This window comes from Xanthomonas sp. SHU 199, from assembly GCF_000364665.1.
GTDB lineage: Bacteria > Pseudomonadota > Gammaproteobacteria > Xanthomonadales > Xanthomonadaceae > Xanthomonas_A > Xanthomonas_A sontii.
This window is the reverse complement of record NZ_AQOI01000331.1, coordinates 1-2,545: the sequence shown is the minus strand read 5'-3', so window position 1 is coordinate 2,545 and position 2,545 is coordinate 1. Positions and strand designations below refer to the sequence as shown.

Sequence of the window (2,545 nt, the reverse complement as noted above, 5' to 3'; positions counted from 1 at the left end):
GCCGTCGTCGCGACGCGGCGCACGCGGCTCGCGCTCGAACTTCGGCTCGAACCGGGGACGGTCCGGACGCTCGCCACGCTCGGGCCGCTCGCGGCGCTCGAAACGCTCGCCCTGCGGCGGACGCGGACGGTCCGGGGCCAGCAGCAGCGGCGTCTCGCCCTGCAGCAGGCGCGCCAGCGCCGCGGCCACTTCCACCATCGGCACGTTCTTCTCGGCCTCGAACTTCTGCAGCAAATCGCGGTACATGTCGATGCCGCCGGCGGCGATGGTCTCGCTGATCTTCTCCATGAAGCGGCTCACGCGCTGGTCGTTGACCGCGTCGACGCTGGGCAGCTGCATTTCCTCGATCGGCTGGCGGGTGGCGCGCTCGATCGCGCGCAGCATGCCGCGCTCGCGCGGGCTGACGAACAGGATCGCTTCGCCGCTGCGCCCGGCCCGGCCGGTGCGGCCGATACGGTGCACGTAGCTTTCGGTGTCGTAGGGGATGTCGTAGTTCAGCACGTGGCTGATCCGCTCCACGTCCAGGCCGCGCGCGGCCACGTCGGTGGCGACCAGGACGTCGAGCTTGCCGTCCTTGAGCTGCTGGATCACCCGCTCGCGCTGCGCCTGCTGGATGTCGCCGTTGATCGCCGCCGCGGCCAGGCCGCGCGCCTGCAGCTTCTGCGCCAGCTCGTCGGTGCCGGCCTTGGTGCGGGCGAAGATGATCATCGCGTCGAACGGCTCGACCTCCAGGATCCGGGTCAGCGCGTCGAGCTTGTGCAGCCCGCTCACCGCCCAGTAGCGCTGGCGGATGTTGGCCGAGGTGGTGGTCTTGGAGGCGATGATCACCTCGGCCGGGTCGTTCAGATAGGTCTGCGCGATGCGCTTGATCGCCGGCGGCATGGTCGCCGAGAACAGCGCCACCTGGCGCGATTCCGGCAGCTTCTTCAGCACCGCCTCGACGTCGTCGATGAAGCCCATGCGCAGCATTTCGTCGGCTTCGTCGAGCACCAGCGTCTTCAGCTCGGACAGGTCCAGGGTGCCGCGGTCCAGGTGATCGATCACCCGCCCCGGGGTGCCCACCACCACGTGCACGCCGCGCTTGAGCGCCGACAGCTGCTGCACGTAGGGCTGGCCGCCGTATACCGGCAGCACCTGGAAGCCGGGGATCGCCGCGGCGTAGCGGTGGAACGCCTCGGCCACCTGGATCGCCAGTTCGCGCGTGGGCGCCAGCACCAGCGCCTGCGGCTTGCGCTGGGCGAAATCCAGCCGCGACAGGATCGGCAGCGCGAACGCGGCGGTCTTGCCGGTGCCGGTCTGCGCCTGGCCGAGCAGGTCGCGGCCGGTCAGCAGCGCCGGGATGGTGGCGGCCTGGATCGGCGACGGCGACTCGTAGCCGACGTCGGCGACCGCCTTCATCACAGCAGGGGAGAGGCCGAGATCTGCGAACAGCAGCGGCGCGGGGGTATCTTGGGACATGGGAGACTCCGGGGGCGCCGCAGAGAACCGGCAGGCGCAAAGAAGCCCCTATTGTGCGCCCTGCCGGGCCGCATGTCGAAAGCAGGTGAACGACACCGTTCAGGCGTGACCATCTGCGCACTGCCGGACGCCGGCCACGGCGGCCGCCTCCAGCAGGCGCGGCGCCGCGGGCTGCGGCAGCGGCGACAGCCCCCAGCCGCCGACATGGCGGGCGTTTTGCCCGCGAATGACCGACAATGGGCGCCGATTTCCGAGCAAGCCCCCAATGCAGACCATCGATCTCCAGCTAGAAAGCGACTACGTTGAACTCAAGCACCTGTTGAAACTGACCGGCCTGTGCGACAGCGGCGGCGCGGCCAAGGCCGTGATCAGCGAAGGCCAGGTGCGCGTGGATGGCGAGGTCGAACTGCGCAAGGCCTGCAAGGTGCGCGCGGGTCAGGTGGTACAGCTGGGCGACGTGCAGGTGCAGGTGCTCGGCAAGGCATGACCGCCATCGGCGCCCCTGGCCTGCCACTCGCCGGCCGGCGGCGCCGGACAGCGCGGATCCCCGCACGATGCTGATCACGCTGGGCATCCGCAACATCGCGCCGTCTGCGGAAGATCCGCACCACGACGTGTACATCGCGCAGCTCGACCCCGACGCAACGCAGCCGTTCCGCCTGGGCCAGTCCATCCGCGGCGGCCACGCGGAGCGCGGCGGTTCCATCTCCCTGGCGCTGGACGAACTGGAGGGCTGGACCGGCGACTGGCGCCAGCACCTGCGCCACGCCGGCTGCGCCTGGGCCATCGCGCCGATCGAAGCGGCGCAGCGCAGCGGCGACCTGCAGAGTGCACTCGACGCGCTGGTCGCCGGTGCGGAACAGCGGCGCGCCGACGCCAGCTAGCCGCCGCTGAGATCGGGATTCGGGATTGAAAGCAAGCCGCGCCGAGCCTCGATAGACACGCATGCATCGGCACGACCGGCCCCTCAGCGCGCCATGGCCGCCACGCGCTGGGTCAGGTGCGCCGCGATGGCACGCTTGAACGGCGCGACCCGGTCGGCCACGCGCAGCGCGGCGCTGCGCAGCGCGCGCGCCGGCAGGCGGTC

The 2,545-nt window shown here is 71.0% G+C and carries 3 protein-coding genes; 2 read left to right on the top strand and 1 reads right to left on the bottom strand.

Annotated elements, in window-relative coordinates:
• Positions 1-1,458: DEAD/DEAH box helicase (locus D183_RS0111625; protein ID WP_039727275.1), on the bottom strand; the 1,458-nt coding region annotated here is incomplete at its 3' end.
• A gap of 265 nt (positions 1,459-1,723) precedes the next feature.
• On the opposite strand from D183_RS0111625, the gene D183_RS0111615 reads away from it, so the two are divergent.
• Positions 1,724-1,945, top strand: a complete 222-nt coding sequence (locus tag D183_RS0111615) for an RNA-binding S4 domain-containing protein (protein WP_017909138.1) — start codon at positions 1,724-1,726, stop codon at positions 1,943-1,945.
• Between the two features lie 67 nt (positions 1,946-2,012).
• Complete coding sequence (locus tag D183_RS0111610) at positions 2,013-2,342, top strand: hypothetical protein (RefSeq protein ID WP_017909137.1); 330 nt, start codon at positions 2,013-2,015, stop codon at positions 2,340-2,342.
• Positions 2,343-2,545: the final 203 nt, after the last annotated feature.

Bases quoted from the DNA above. Each gene is read 5' to 3' on its own strand.
- D183_RS0111615 (WP_017909138.1), top strand. From the start codon at position 1,724: ATGCAGACCATCGATCTCCAGCTAGAAAGCGACTACGTTGAACTCAAG.
- D183_RS0111610 (WP_017909137.1), top strand. From the start codon at position 2,013: ATGCTGATCACGCTGGGCATCCGCAACATCGCGCCGTCTGCGGAAGAT.